General features: G+C 46.5%; 10 protein-coding genes. 7 read left to right on the top strand and 3 right to left on the bottom strand.

Features of this window, described 5'->3' with window-relative positions:
• Positions 1-39 precede the first annotated feature (39 nt).
• On the bottom strand, positions 40-1,026 hold the full coding sequence (locus AC58P7_RS15430) for a Gfo/Idh/MocA family protein (protein ID WP_497344258.1): 987 nt from the start codon (positions 1,024-1,026) through the stop codon (positions 40-42).
• Between the two features lie 557 nt (positions 1,027-1,583).
• Here AC58P7_RS15430 and AC58P7_RS15425 point away from each other — a divergent pair.
• The 7 genes from AC58P7_RS15425 (at position 1,584) to AC58P7_RS15395 (ending at position 6,792) form a co-directional block, all read left to right on the top strand.
• Entirely contained in the window at positions 1,584-1,964 is a 381-nt protein-coding gene (locus AC58P7_RS15425; RefSeq protein ID WP_497344256.1) for a hypothetical protein, read from the top strand.
• An 83-nt stretch (positions 1,965-2,047) separates the two neighbouring features.
• Complete coding sequence (locus AC58P7_RS15420) at positions 2,048-2,470, top strand: SRPBCC family protein (protein ID WP_497344254.1); 423 nt, start codon at positions 2,048-2,050, stop codon at positions 2,468-2,470.
• 1 nt (position 2,471) lies between these two features.
• Positions 2,472-2,846: an ArsR/SmtB family transcription factor gene (locus AC58P7_RS15415; protein WP_497344252.1), complete on the top strand. Its 375-nt coding sequence runs from the start codon at positions 2,472-2,474 to the stop codon at positions 2,844-2,846.
• A gap of 203 nt (positions 2,847-3,049) precedes the next feature.
• Positions 3,050-3,817 (top strand): DODA-type extradiol aromatic ring-opening family dioxygenase, encoded by a 768-nt coding sequence (locus tag AC58P7_RS15410; protein ID WP_497344250.1) that lies wholly within the window; start codon positions 3,050-3,052, stop codon positions 3,815-3,817.
• A gap of 89 nt (positions 3,818-3,906) precedes the next feature.
• The gene (locus AC58P7_RS15405; RefSeq protein ID WP_497344248.1) at positions 3,907-4,284 is read left to right on the top strand and encodes a DoxX family protein; all 378 of its coding nucleotides are present in this window, start codon (positions 3,907-3,909) and stop codon (positions 4,282-4,284) included.
• A 535-nt stretch (positions 4,285-4,819) separates the two neighbouring features.
• Positions 4,820-5,764 (top strand): phosphodiester glycosidase family protein, encoded by a 945-nt coding sequence (locus AC58P7_RS15400; RefSeq protein WP_497344246.1) that lies wholly within the window; start codon positions 4,820-4,822, stop codon positions 5,762-5,764.
• A gap of 17 nt (positions 5,765-5,781) precedes the next feature.
• A complete protein-coding gene (locus AC58P7_RS15395) occupies positions 5,782-6,792 on the top strand; it encodes a glycosyltransferase (protein WP_497344244.1) in 1,011 nt (336 codons plus the stop codon).
• Between the two features lie 654 nt (positions 6,793-7,446).
• On the opposite strand, the gene AC58P7_RS15390 is transcribed toward AC58P7_RS15395, so the two are convergent.
• Together AC58P7_RS15390 and AC58P7_RS15385 are read right to left on the bottom strand one after the other, a co-directional pair.
• A complete protein-coding gene (locus AC58P7_RS15390) occupies positions 7,447-12,351 on the bottom strand; it encodes an S-layer homology domain-containing protein (RefSeq protein WP_497344242.1) in 4,905 nt (1,634 codons plus the stop codon).
• A gap of 316 nt (positions 12,352-12,667) precedes the next feature.
• The gene (locus tag AC58P7_RS15385; RefSeq protein WP_497344449.1) at positions 12,668-15,178 is read right to left on the bottom strand and encodes a winged helix-turn-helix domain-containing protein; all 2,511 of its coding nucleotides are present in this window, start codon (positions 15,176-15,178) and stop codon (positions 12,668-12,670) included.
• Positions 15,179-15,241: the final 63 nt, after the last annotated feature.

The raw sequence follows: 15,241 nt of genomic DNA, 5'->3' as shown, positions 1-15,241 counted from the left end.
TCCTCAGGTTCTTCTTGTTTCATCTGTTAGCCGCCCGCCCTACTTCCGATCCGCCGGAAACACCAGCCCGATCTGCCTCCGCGCCTCATCCATGATCGCCATTGCGGCGCTGGAATTCGCATGCGAATTCGTCGCAGACTCAAGTGAGCCTGCCTTGATCAGTCGGCAAAACTCCTCCGCCTCGTAGCGCATTGTTCTTACGCTTTGCTCCTGCGTCAGATCCTCCACAGAGCCGTCCCGGTAACGAATTTGCACCTTCTCTGGCTGATTAATCTTATCGATCACCATGGTCGCTAACTCGCCTTGAATTTCAGCCGGCAGGTAGGAGCTGGCGATTTTGGAATGCTGAATGACAGCATCCATCTCTTCATAGCTGAGCAACAAACTGCCCTCGCCATCAACACCGGATTCCAGCATCACGGCACTCGCCTGAACTTTCTCCGGCGCGCCAAACAATACAACCAATGGATAGATGCAGTACACACCTAGATCCATCATCGAGCCATTCGAAAACGTCGGATTAAACGCATTCAGCACAGTGCCCTTCTTGTACGCATCATACCTGGACGAATATTGGCAATAGCTTGCAAAATAACGTCTTACTTTCCCAAGCTTATGTAAATTCTCTTGTATCACTTTGAAATTAGGCATCAGCGTAGATTTGAGCGCCTCCATGAACACAACCTTATGGCTCCGTGCAGCGTCAATCATCGCCGCAAGCTCAGCGCTATTCGAAGCCGCCGGCTTTTCGCAAATCACATGCTTGCCATGCTTCATGCAATGAACCGCATACTCCGCATGCAGAGAGTTCGGGCTCGCAATGTAGACAGCATCGAACGCGTCACTTTGCGCAAATGCTGTTAGGTCAGTAAATTGATGTTCTATATCAAATTTCCCAGCAAATTCAGCCGCTTTTTCTGCCGTGCGGGAGTAAACAGCGGTCAAGTCGAACTCTCCTGTTTCGCGCGCCGCATGTATGAATTCCTCTGTGATCCAGTTCGTACCAATAATAGCAAATCGTATCATTTTTTCCCCATGACTCCTTCACCTTGCTAGATTCTATGATTTACCCTATCAAATTCAACCATCGAATTCAATTCTCATTGTTACTCTCTCCTAGAATTTTTCTTACTTCTCCTCTGGTGAACTCACTGAAACTTCCCATAATGCTTGATTTTCACATCCGGAAATTCCCACGCAGCATAGCAAAATAAAGCGCCTCTCGCGCTTCAATCCTCATTTTATAGCGATCATCCTTAAAAAGTGCAATCCGATCGACCACGGCATGATCTCCGTCATCTTTAATGATAGGTGCAACAGGATCAATTTAGAGCAGGTATCTCAAATCGCCTAGGTTCCTTGTCCATCCTCCGCGAAAAGGAGAATAATAATCGATCCCAAATTGCCCAAAAGTTACGATGGCGTGTACACCTTGACATGAAACTAAATGGTTTCATATAATAGAACATGTAACCAGAAGGTTTCGCGTTGATGAGACTGATGGAAAGTGACTTTGCAGGAAAAACTACGTAGATGAGCTTTAATCTGAAGACTTTTACATGAGGAATAAGGGAGATGCTAAGATGCAGGAAGAATTGCTGAAAAAGCTGCGCTATAAGCAAGGACGAGCTCTCGTCATGGGAGCGCCCGAAGGCTATGTGCTTGGTGTCGAGGAACAGGGAGAGCCGAGTGGCACCTATGATTTTATTCAGCTTTTTGTTGGAAATGCGGCTGATGTGGATGCCTGGATACATAAAGCGATAGCTTATCTAAACGAAGATGCGCTGTTCTGGATCACGTATCCCAAGCAAAGCTCGAAGGTCAAAACCGATATTAACCGAGATAGCTTATTCGCTATAGTCAATGAGTCAACAGCGTATACGGTTGTTAGTAATGTTGCGGTGGATGATAAATGGTCTGCGCTGCGATTGCGTCTTAAAGCGAAAGTGAAGAGCAAAGCGTAGCTTGAAAATAAGGAACACAAGAAATAGAACGAACACACGGAAAACAAAGAAAACAAAACTAGTCTGCCTGGAGGCCTTTTACTATGGAAAATCAAATTCAATCCCTACCTGATATTAAACAAACACTCGTTTTTAATGCTCCCATTCAAAAGGTTTGGAATGCGGTATCTACTGCTGAGGGCATCGCGGTATGGTTCATGCCGAATAATTTCAAGCCGGAGATCGGCTATGAATTTCATCTGGAGGCAGGACCTTTCGGTAAATCGCCTTGCAAAGTCACAGAACTAGATCCACCGAATCGTTTATCCTTCTCTTGGGGCAAGGATTGGTTCTTATCTTTCGAATTGACTGATCTGGATGGCAAAACCGAATTCACCCTCACCCACGGTGGCTGGGATATCGACAAGGTCACCGAATTCGGTCAACCGCATGATACGGTTCGTGAGACCATGGCACAAGGCTGGGCGGGCATTGTCCAACGGCTCACTGCTTACATCGAGGCTTAAGATGGCTATCCCTTCGCAGAAGCATGACGTCTTCCAGGCTATTGCCGATCCAACGCGCCGTCATTTGCTTCAACTGCTCGGTGATCAAGAAATGCCTGTCACGGTCATATCAGGTCATTTCCCAATGAGCCGCACCGCGGTATCGAAGCATCTTCGCATTCTAGCTGAGGCCGGCCTAGTGAAAGAACGCAAGGTTGGCCGCGAGACCCGATACCGATTGGAGGCCGAGCCACTAATGGAGCTCAAGCGTTGGCTATCGTATTACGAGCGCTATTGGGAGAACAAACTCAACGTGCTTAAACGATTTGTTGAACAGGACGATGACACAGCGGAGCTTACGTATTCTCGCCCGGAGATTGTGGATCCAGAGAAATAACTATCATGTATATGGTCGTGAGTCTAAGTAAGCCTCCCTTTTGGGAGGCTTATGGTGATTTCACGCAAGAAAAGTCACCCTTACTCTAACTTACAAAAAGTAATCAACTTACTTGACGAAACAGATTTCGAAGCGTATCATTAGTTACATAAAGTAATTAAATATATTTAAGTAAATTAATGATAAATAAGGAGATGTTCGCAATGATTTCACCGATTTTTGTAGGGCATGGTTCCCCAATGATGGCTCTTCAGGATACAGCTTGTACGCAATTTCTGCTTGATTACGGTAAAAAGCTGGCCCCCAAAGCCATTGTCATCTTCACCGCACATTGGGAAACCGAAGTGCTCACGATTTCCTCCACGAATGATGTCTATGACACCATTTATGATTTCCGCGGCTTTCCCGATGAGCTTTTCCAAATCAAATATCCCGCCAAAGGCGACGTTGCTCTCGCTCAATCTATCGCGGAGCGTTTTCAAGCAAAGGGTATCCCCGTTCAGCTTGACAGCACACGCGGCCTAGACCACGGTTCGTGGGTACCGCTTCTAAGAATGTTCCCAACGCCGGAATGCCCGGTCATTCAAATTTCCGTGAATCCGTATTTGCCGCCTGCGGAGCAATATCGGATCGGCGAAGCCCTTCGTGGACTGGATCAGGAAGATATCCTGATCATTGGCAGTGGCGCCACCGTGCATAACCTGCGTGCGCTGAACTGGAACGCCACTGAGCCGGATGCTTGGGCGGTCGCTTTTGACGATTGGCTCGCTGCGAATATGCAAGCTCAGAACTTAGAGGCGTTGTTCAACTACGCTACGGAAGCACCAAATGCGAAGATGGCAGTGCCGCGCCCCGAGCATTTCATCCCGCTTTACATCGCGATGGGAAGCGGCGATCCGAAGCGGCCTGTCGAGATCATTCACCGCAGCTATGAGGTCGGCTCATTGAGCTATTTGGCGGTTTCTTTTTAAGTAAAACCAGCCAGTTGCACATCTGAATGAAATTGGCAGGGTTGCACAAGCTAATAGTACCAATTTCAACAAACAGAGGTGCTCTGGTATTGGCATGGACATGGACGACTCGCATCATTCAAATCTTGTTGGCCGCAGCTTATGTCATGTTCGGGGTTTTGAAGCTGTCCGCCCATGACCTGCAAACGGAAGTCTTCACATCGACCTACGGGTACAGTGTAAGTTTCATGTACATCGTCGGTGCCGTCGAATTAGTCGCCGGCTTCGGACTCATCATTGGCCTATGGCACCCGCGGATTGCGCTCCTCTCCGCGGGTGTCATTGCCATGATTATGGCTAGCGCCATGCTCACCCACATCCGTTCCCACGAGGGGATGCGCACCGCGGTACTACCGCTAATCTTCCTCATCATGGCGATATTCGTCGTTGTGAGAAGCTCGCGTGGACGAGAACGGGAATGGGGCTAGAGAAAACCGGAGAATCGTTGTCTAGCACCTACTCGCCATTCCGTCCAGACAGGCTTAGGGAAAGAATAAGCACCCCCAAAAGGCTTATTCTTTCTACTATCAAGTCAACTTGTGAGATAGGACCATAGCAAGTGCTTATTACCTGTGCAAAGTTCCATTCCGGAAACATTTGCTAATAATAAGCACACCCACGTTGCTTACTCCAATCCAAACAATTGTCAGTAGACAAATAAGCAACTTGAAATGCCCTATTCACTTCACTAACCCGTAAACAGAGCCCTTGCTTGGTTTACAAGGTTTCCCTCATACAAAAAAGCGTGCGAGCCAAGAGGCCCGCACGCTTTTTTTGTTGAGACTACATAGGTTAATTAAACCGGATGATCTGTATGTAATTATTTCCCCAAGAGCTCTTAGCATCAACGATTGGAACGCGAGTAGTCGCGGCTGCGGACATTTAAGATTCATTAAAGGTTCTCGCTCTAAGATAGATTCATGACCTGTCAGACAGTCGAAGTCATGCATCCTAAACGAAGGAGTGATCATCATTTTTCGCCAACGAAAAAAAGCCAAAATCATCACCATTATAGCTATATTTCTAATTATCATCGCCGTAATTCTATATGGGCTCGCCAATCGTTATTTGTTCGAGCACGTCGAGGTCGTCGTCGCCTCCAACAACGTTGCAACCCAAGAGGAGCCCGTGAAACAATCAACGGCGCAAGCGCAAGCGGATGACTGGAATTATAAGGACGACAACGAAACGGTCAGCATCAAAAAGGTACAAATCGGCTCTGGATCCGACACGATCACCTATTTCGTAGCCGACGTGACTTTCAACACTACAACAAACTTGCTTACTGCTTTCGCCAAAAACGCCTTCGGTACGAACATCATCGAAAACACATCGACGATCGCGGCAAACAACAATGCAGTCTTCGCGATTAATGGCGATTACTACGGCTTTCGCAACGACGGCGTTATCATCCGGAGCGGTACCGTTTACCGCGACGAACCGGCGCGTGACGGCTTGGCCCTCCTCAGCAACGGCACCTTGAAAAGCTATAACGAGGAGGAGATTTCTTCGGAAGCTTTGCAATCCGAGGGAACAACGAACACCTTTTCCTTCGGCCCGACTCTCGTAGAGAACGGCGAGGTAGCCGGAGATTTCAGCAGCGTGGCCATCGACAAAAACTTCGGCAACCGATCGATTCAAGACGCCAATCCGCGAACCGGTATTGGGATGATTTCGCCGAATCACTTTCTGTTTATCGTGGTCGATGGAAGAGCAACCAATTATAGCCGAGGCATGACGTTAACCGAATTTGCGAATCTTTTCCACGAGCTCGGAGTAACTGAAGCTTATAATCTCGATGGCGGTGGCTCGTCCACGATGTATTTCATGGGCAGAGTCGTGAACAATCCGCTTGGGAAAGGCAATGAACGAGGCGTAAGCGACATTATCTATATTCCTAAATCATAACAAGGAGGACTGCTAGAATGACTATACTCATCCCTTCCTACGAGCCAGACGAACGGTTAATCACCCTTATTCACAAGCTAAAGGAAGCTAGCGACGCTTCCATCCTTGTCGTTGACGACGGCAGCGGTGAAGACTACCGCGATATATTTGATTCGGTGGAGAAAGCGGGTTGTACCGTGTTGACCCACCCGATCAACCAAGGCAAAGGAAGCGCCTTGAAAACGGGCTTCGACTATGTAAGACAGCACGGCGAAAGAGATGGCGTCATCTGTGCGGACAGCGACGGGCAGCATCTGCCAGGAGATATTCTGAGATTAACGAAAGCCGTTCGCGAGAATCGTAATCATATCGTGCTGGGCAGCAGACAATTCACGGGCAAGGTTCCCTTGCGCAGCCGCATCGGGAATTCGGCTACGCGGATGGTGTACGCTTTTGCGACGGGAAGGCCCATACAAGATACACAAACCGGCCTACGAGGCTATTCTTCCGAAATGCTGGATTGGTTATGCCAAGTTCCAGGCGATCGCTTCGAATATGAAATGAACATGCTTCTCGAGGCTCCAAATGTCGGATACGACTTGGTAGAGGTGCCGATCGAAACCGTCTACCTAGACGACAATAAATCTTCGCACTTTCGTCCGCTCGCCGATTCCGCCAGAGTCTATTTTCCTTTCCTGAAGTTCTCCACGTCTTCGGGATTCGCAGCAATCTTGGATTTCACCCTACTGTTCTTGCTGCAATGGTTGACCTCGAATCTGCTCGTATCCGTCATCGGAGCTCGATTATGCAGTTCCATTTTCAATTACGCGATGAATCGGAGATTCGTTTTTGTCAAAGGAAAAGGAACAGCTATCCGCAAATCGCTGCCTCGGTACTTCTCTCTCGTTATCGTTATCATATTGTTAAATTACGGTATGTTGCACCTTTTTCATGAGAGCATTGGCATTCCGCTCGTCGCGGCTAAGCTCTTAACGGAAGCCTCCTTATTTGTGTTAAGCTATTGGGCACAACGAAAATTCGTCTATTGAAAGAAAAACGAGGTCGATATCTCAACTCATTGAAAGAGTTGTGAACCGACCTAGTTTTTTTACATATCCCACATTGCGTTATTCAAAATTAATTCGGATTTCTGAAGCTTTTGGAAGAAGGATTCACAGTGAGAAAAGAGGAAATTGCAAGAGCACTTTACAGAGTTTTTGAATAGAGGGACAAGGATTTAGAAGATACGATGGGGCCTACAGCCGATTGTTGTGCGAGGAAGCGATACCGATCATATTAAAACCTCCATTCGTAAATTTTCTTGATATTACCTAAAAATGTAATAAACTTCAATATAAAAAAGGACATATGTTTACACTGCGTCAAATTTTATAATAGGATTATTATCCATTATGAACGCAAACGGCGTCTTTTCGTGTTCCAATATTTGATCGATATCCCACCATCATCATCCCGAAACAGTCGAATTCCGACAAATTTAAGAGGTGTCCAGATTTCATCAAAATAGTAATGAGGCATATTGATCCCGTCCCTAAATGAAATTCCCCAGTTGCAGACTTTATAGCAGAAAAGAAGGGGACGGCAACCCCCTTCTTCCAATTCAACAAGATATTTGCAGGTTCTGGAACAGCCCAAAGGGCTATGAATTAATAAATTGCAAATAAAGTACGGCGATTTTTACTTTATTTGCTCTTTTGTGCCAGCATCTTCAGCAAAACCGTTACCGCCTCTGCTCTTGTTGTTTGATCACCAGGAGCAAATTCATTCGTGCCTTTACCTTCTATAATGCCAAGTTTCTTCATTGCTGCTACTGCGCCTTTCGCCCACGTCGGAATGTCCTTGTCGTCCGAGAAGTCCGTTGCGGTATTCTCTTCGACAGGCTGACCCAAAGCGTTTGCGATCATCGCTGCCATCTCAGGGCGTGTAATTTCGGCATCAGGACGGAAAGAGCCATCCTCATAGCCTTTAATAATGCCTGCTTGCACCGCTTGCGCGACTGCTTTCTGAGCCCAAGCGCCGATATTCGCTGTATCTGTGAAGGCCAGCGCTGCTCCTTCTCCTTGCGGCTTCAACGCATTCATCAGCATGACCGCGAATTCCGAGCGTGTCACGGTAGCATCCGGCTTAAACGTACCGTCTGGATAACCGCTGACGATTCCGCTGCCCACCGCTTGCTTGATGCTTGCCTCCGCCCAGTGTCCAGAGATATCACTTAAGTTAATCATCGGTTTCGTATCAGTTGCCGCTTGATCTACAGCGAATACCGCATATTTCGTGAAGTGATTAACTTCTACGGAGATGTGATTGCCGTTTACATTACCGCCGACTTGTACCCATGACTTTTTCGCTTCGTCATAATAGAATACAGATGCCTTTTGGTTGCTCTTCATACTATTCGGATCGAAAGCAAAGGTCAACGTTACCGGATTACTGAAGTTCTCCGAGAAGTTTTTCAAAATCTCAAATACCGGGCTGGCTAGTACGTTTTTGTCTTTGTTCGTTACTAGTTTTTGAGTGTCCAACAATTTTTCTATCGTTAATTTCAGTTCTTTGCCTGAAGCATCGGCCGGAATAGAGATCGTGACCGCATCTCCTAGGCTAACCTCGCCTGTTTTACCTGTCGGAAGCGTTAGTTTACCATCTGTGGAGGTAACTGGGGTGTCGCTTGGTGTTATTGAACCACCACCCAATGATATAACTGCTGCTGTTACTGTAATCGTGGCTATTCCTTTTTTACTAGCATCTACGTTTGAAGTCGCTGTAATGGTATAGTTACCTGTCGATGCATTAGCCGCTACCGTTACTAATCCATTTACATTAACTGCTACTTTTGTTGAATCACTGCTTGTCCATGTTACAGTTTGTGCCGCTCCGCCCACCACGGTTACTGTAGCTGTCAGTTGCTGAGTTGCTCCTTGAACCACACTCGCTGTTGTTGGGCTTACGCTTACACTTGTTACTGCTGGTGTTAGGGTTGGCGTTGCACTGACAATATTAGAATAAGTACTTTCCGTAACTGTATTTGCTGCAGATGTTTTGAAATAATATAAGGTGCCATTTGTTAGTCCCGTCACCTGATAAGCTCCTCCAGTTACTAAAGCAGGAGTGCTAATTAAATGATAGGTTACACTATCTTGTGACTGATAGATATTATAATAAGTAGCTCCTGTAACAGTCGACCAAGTTAGATTGATTTGTGAATCTCCAGCTGTCGCAAATAGGGTGGTTGGCGCTGTAAGAACAGTTGGGCTTGCTGCTACAATTACCGTTACCGTGTAGTTCACTGTGCTGGCGTCAGCTGCTACTACGGTGTACGTTACAGGGCTCGTGAAGTTTTGTGGCGTTGTTCCGCTCGTTTGTACTGCGCTTCCTACCTTCACACTAGCTCCAGTTGTTGTAAACGTCGGTACAAGCGCGGTTACGTCTGTTCCGTTTGGTACGGTCAATGCAATGGTCTTGTTCGTTTCATCAATCGTTCCCGTTACTGATAGACTTGCAAAGTCAAATGCTGTAATGGCCTTCGCTGTGCTTGCTGCTACAGTCACGGTATACGTTACCTTCGTTGTTCCATCCTGCGCTGTAACAATAACCTTTTCGCCTGTTGCCAAAGCTGTAGCTACAGTTGTTCCGTCTGCATTGTAGACTTCAAACGTTGCATTCGCTGCTGGCGTGATTGATGCCTTCAATGCTGCTAACGTTGTTCCGTTTGGAATGTTCGTGATGCTTTCATTCGCTGTTCCACCTGTGCTTACGGTTCCTATTGTCGAGGTCAACGTTGCTGCTGTACTTGCTGCTACGGTTACCGTTAAGGTATACGTTACCTTCGTTGTTCCATCTTCTGCTGTTACTTCAATTGTAATTAGATTAGATCCATTATTTAAACTGATTTCTATTTCAGAACCGCTTGTTACCATATTTCCATTTACTTCAATTACCTCGTTGCTATTAAAAACCTTTGGCGAAACCATTATGCTCGATACGTTATTGGGTGCTGTTGCTGTATAGCTTAATCTGCTGCTACTAAACGTTTCATTCAGTGCTGCGCCGCTCAAAGTAAACCCGATCAACTCTGCATCGGAAACTGCTAATTTTATTTGGATCCGTCCATTATTCGCATCGGCAACATAGACATTTCCTCCATTGTCTACGGCAACGCCACCAGGATATTGGAATTGCCCATCTCCTGAGCCGTAAGAACCCCAATTAGCCACAAAATTCCCACTAGCGTTAAACTTACTAATTCGATTATTATAGGTGTCTGCTACGTAAATGTTCCCATTTGTATCAACTGCTACACCGTTTGGATAATGAAGTTGTCCATCTGACGCGCCATCAGAACCAGTTGCCATTAAGAGAGTTCCCGTTGAAGAAAATTTCTGCACGCGAGAATTGTTTTGTTCCACTACATAAATATTGTCATTGCTATCTATCGCCAAATCTGTAGGATAATTAAACCCACCGTTAAATTGAGATACATAGGTACCATCCGCTTGGAATTTTTGGATCCGATTATTATATGAATCAACGACGATAACAAAACCTTGACTATCAATCGCCACACCTTGCGGATAATTTAACTGTCCATTGTCTGTCCCTAATGTTCCCCATCTCCTTAGAAAGGTTCCATCCGGCTTAAATACTTGAATCTGATTATGAACTGAATCTGCTACATAAATATTGCCACTGCCATCAACCGCTAAACCGTAATTATGATATAATCCGCCATCGCCTGTACCATAACCACCAATTGTCGCGACAACCGTACCATCTGGGGAGAATTTTTTAATATTATTACTCGATACATCGGACACATAGACAAATCCACTCTTATCAAATGTAATTCGTTGCGGGTTTATTAAACCTCCCCATTTCACCACATGAGTTCCGTTTAATCCGAAAGAATCGGCTACTGCATTCACCGTTACGGTATACGTTACCTTCGTTGTTCCATCCTGCGCTGTAACAATGACCTTCTCGCCTGTTGCCAAAGCTGCAGCCACTGTTGTTCCGTCTGCATCGTAGACTTCATACGTTGCATTCGCTGCTGGCGTGATTGCTGCCTTCAATGCTGCTAACGTTGTTCCGTTTGGAATGTTCGTGATGCTTTCATTCGCTGTTCCACCTGTGCTTACGGTTCCTATTGTCGAGATCAACGTTGCTGATGTGCTGGCTGCTACGGTTACGGTTACCGTTACCGTGTAGTCCGCCATACTGTTATCTGCTGCTACTACGGTGTACGTTACAGGGCTCGTAAAGTCCTGTGCCGTTGTTCCGTTCGTTTGTACTGTGCTTCCTACCTTCACACTAGCTCCAGTTGTTGTAAACGTCGGTACAAGCGCCGTTACCGCTGTTCCACTTGGTACGGTCAATGCGATGGTCTTGTTCGTTTCGTCAATCGTTCCCGTTACTGCTGGGCTCAATCCAGCGAAGTTAAATGCTGTAATTGCCTTCGCACTGCTTATCCACTTCGCATACAGCGTCGTATCCGCCGTGATCAGAGTGTTAAAATCGAACACTGTCGTCAAGCCGATGTCGCTGTACCACCCGCCGAATGTGTACCCGGTCTTCGTCGGAGTTGGGTGTATGGCCTTGCCGTTATAGTTGACCGACTCACTGGTCACCGACGAACCGCCGCTGCTGTTGAAGCTTACCGTGTGCGGTGCGACCAAAGCGACAACTTCCGAGTCGCTTAAGACTCGATCATAGATGCGCACGTCTTGCAGCGAGCCGTCAAACTTTTCATTCTGACCGATCTCAGTTGCCCCTCCCAAAGCTAGTTGAGTAGTTGTATTATTTACGGTTTGCGTAATACTGGTTTGAATTGTTTGAGAAACGTTGTTGAGTGTAGTTGTATGCAGAACGCCATTGATATATACTTTGGCAGTCCCATTCCCAAAGGAAAGCGCAACATGTACAGGTGTATTGGCGCTGTATGCGTTCGGCACATTAATATACGCACCACTACTAGTCTGCGGACCTATAACGAACCATATATCGCCTTGATTTCTAAGCTTCACTGTCCATCCTGCTGTCGTACCGCTACTGAGCCTCGGAGATTTATCAATCGGAATCTGAAAGCCCAACGTGTTTGCCGTCATATCGAACGCTACGGTCATTTCGCTGGCTGAGCCGATAGAAGTCCCTTCGGTCTCCGGGGTTCCCGAGAAAGTTTGAGGTCCAGCTTTAGTCCATATCGGGGTCGGGGTCCACTTCGCATACAGCGTCATATCCACCGTGATCGGAGTAGTAAAATCGAAAGCTGTCGTCAAGCCGCTGTCGCTGTACCACCCGCCTAACGTGTACCCAGCCTTCATCGGGTCGGCAGGCTTTGTCGCCGTACTGCCATCGTTCACCGTCTGGCTGCTCACCGCCGAACCGCCGTTGCTGTTGAAAGTGACGGTTTGGGTGGTTGCTGCGTACGCGACATCCGATTGTTTCACGCCTATAAAGCTGGCGAAAAACGTTGTAAACAACAAAAGAAGCGTTACACAAAATGATAGCTTCCCTCTCACTTTGTTCGGCACGGAATGTCCTTCTTTGAAGTCAATTGCTTTATTGCTCCTAATACGTTTATCCTTACTAAGCATTCTTCTTCCTCCATATCTGCTGATTTCTGATTGTAGCTCCGATGACCTATATTGCTCGATTTACGTATACACCTCTACAGTCATTAGTATGATTGCAACTGCCAATGCAGCGATTCTGAATACTACAGACGACAAATAACGATATTATCCTCGCCTTGCTTGTCGACTTTTGCAACTCTCATTCTACTTTAAGACTATTTCAACATAAAAAAAATCCCCCCATCCGGGGGGAGAGACTTTAAAAAAATGGGGGATATACCTAATACCACTATCTATTGTATAATGATTGATTTTCCTCAATTGTGATCAATAGCTCCTACAACAATTTTAATTCTTTTCCTTGCCTCCGTGCCTGTTCTCTGCTGTTCACATCAAGTTTTCTGAACATACTTTTCAAATGGCTCTTTACCGTTTCGACTGTGATATGGAGCTGTTCCGCGATCTGTTTATTCGATAGCTCCATGTCAATCATCCGTAAGATTTTCAATTCCTGATTGGTTATAAGCAGCCCCGAGCTTCCGGTCTTATTCGCAGATTCGTCCATCATTAGAAGCAATTCTGTGACGTAGGGTAAGGATACGCCCTTAGAGTTGATCTTCCTTTGCCCGAGGTATTCACGCAGCAGCTCAGCCATCTTTGCCCCTTCATCCAGGAAACTGCGGATGTATTTTCCCGGTTCCGCCAATTGGAGTGCGATTTCCAGCTTCATTACAGCGTTCGTCATATCTCCCTTTCGATAAAAAACCATGCTATGCAGGACGGCTACCTTTACCTTATCCCACAGTCGATCTTCTTCTTCGACAAAACGGTACAATTGCTCAAGCAGCTGTAAAGCATTGTTTTCCCTACCACATTCCATAAGCGCCCGGGCCAAGTGAAGATATTCCCTCATCGAAGCGAACGGGGCCGTATCGGTATAGTGAATGCCGTTTGTTTGCAGCCACCCTGCATCGAAAGAGCCGTTCACAAGCGACAAATACGCCTTCTCCGCCTCTATCTTCCTCATAAAGATACTTTTGTCTGGAGAATGGATTTTTGATTTGAGCCGCTCCAGCAGATCAAACGCTTTAGCCGAATCTCCCTTAGCCTGATAAATCCGCACGGCAACCGCAGTGCCACCCAACAAAATAAGGCCATAGGGCTGCATGCACTTTGTCTGCAGTACTCTGTCCACATAAACTTCAGCCTCTTCCAAGCGGTTCCGCTCATATAACAGCAAGCTGTACGTAACGTAGTAAAAACCGACAAAGGGATAATCTTTCCTATCCTCCCACGTCTTGACCCATTTAGAAAAGTATCTCTCCGCTTCATGCAAATCGTTGATAAAACTCAATTGCGTGTCGAAATTGATCGAATACGAATTCCCTTCAATCATTTGGATGTAGCTGCCTTCCGGCAAATGCCGGTCAAACATCTCCATATATTCATCCAATCGTCGAATGTCTTTCCGATAAAAAGAAACCGCCGAAGACAAATAAAGCACAGTCCCAACGTACTCTTTCCATTTCGGATCCGATAGCTTGTCCTCCATTATACGAAGTCTGGCTTGCGCCAACGCCATTTCACCCGCTTCCACCATCACTTTGACATAAAGAAACTGAATTCCCGGTTTCTCTGCCAAACAGGACTCCGGCAGCTCACGCAGCCATCGGTAAAGCACCCCTCTTTTCACACGAAAGTCTTGCAGATGCTTTTCGATGAAATCACTTACTTCAACATAATGTCCGTCCATAAACAATTGCTCTACCGCTTCTTCCAGAAATCCGTGCGCCTCCAGCCAATGAGCTGCCTTGACATGCAGTTCCTTCGACCGTACCGCATACCTCTGCCGAAAGAGCCTTCGTAAAAACTCGGAAAACAAATGATGATAGCGATACCATTGCCGCTGATCATCCAAGGGAACGATAAACAAGTTTTGCTGTTCCAGTATTTCCAGCAGCTCCTGACAATTAGCTTGTCCGGTAACTGTTTCGCACAACGGGCCGTTCATTCGCTCTATGATCGAAGTTTCCAATAAAAAAGACTGAATCTCACTCGGCTGAAGACTAAAAACCTCCTGAAACAGATAATCGGATATACTGCGGTGTTCCCCGCTAAAAGCACGGATAAAATCAGGATAATTGCCGCTTCTTTGCAACGAAATGGCCGCAAGATGCAGTCCACTGATCCATCCCTCCGTACGGCTGACGAGCTTCGCTATCTTTTCTCCCGACAGTGACAATCCCATGCAATCCTGAAAGTAACGAATTCCCTCATCAAGTTGAAATCGCAACTCCTGAATCGTGATTTTCACCATTTGACCGGTCGTCTGCAACCTTGCCGCAGGAAAGGGCATTTCAGTGCGACTACTTACATAGAGGTGGATATGAGCGGGCAAATACGCAAGGAAATACGCCACCGATGCGTGTATAGGAGCAAGATCAATCGCGTGATAATCATCCCAAATAATGACCAATTCATCCGAATAACGGTCAAGCTCGTGAATCATCGCTGTGATGAATGGCTCAAAAGCTCCCGACTTCAGGGATGGCAGATACGGGGTGACCGCTTCTGCAAAATTGGGGTTCTTACTATTGACTGCAGCAATTGTATAGCTCCAAAATTCAATTAGATCATTATCTTGCGGGCCCAAGGAAATCCATACGGCAGGTATGGCGGTCTGCTGCAGCCACTGACTCAAGACTGTTGTTTTGCCATACCCCCCGGGAGCCGTTACGACCGTTAGTTTGCTCTTCAATCCTTCATTTAATAGCTCGGTGATCGCCTCTCGCTCAACAAGGTCATCACGCCGCATTTGCGGGATATGAAGTTTGGTACTTAGAATCATGGTTGGCACCTCGAATCTGGCTGTTAACATCCTTTCTACATTATATCTGATTATGACCGAAAG

The sequence above is a fragment of the Paenibacillus sp. J22FR5 genome (assembly GCF_059691975.1).
This window is presented reverse-complemented; position numbering and strand designations above follow the sequence as displayed.